General features: G+C 71.0%; 1 protein-coding gene. It reads left to right on the forward strand.

Translation table 11 applies throughout. The features are described 5' to 3' along the window. Positions 1 to 279 (forward strand): AMP-binding protein (locus ACTT8P_RS38595; RefSeq protein ID WP_442836451.1); only part of this gene is annotated, 279 nt, incomplete at both ends.

The raw sequence follows: 279 nt of genomic DNA on the forward strand, positions 1-279 counted from the left end.
GAGATCGACGTACTCGATGCCGATGAGCGGGTGCGGGTGGTTGAGGAGTGGAACGACACCGGGCGTCCGGTCGGTGCCGGGCTGGTGCCGGAGTTGTTCGCGGAGTGGGCGGTGCGGGCGCCGGAGAGTGCGGCGGTGCGGTGTGGTGCGGTGGAGCTGTCGTACGGGGAGTTGGAGGCGCGGGCGAATCAGTTGGCCCGGTTCCTGCGTGGCCAGGGTGTCGGCACTGAGTCGCGGGTGGGGCTGCGGCTGCCTCGTGGCGTCGACATGGTCGTGGCG

Source organism: Streptomyces sp. JW3 (assembly GCF_052216785.1).
Lineage (GTDB): Bacteria > Actinomycetota > Actinomycetes > Streptomycetales > Streptomycetaceae > Streptomyces.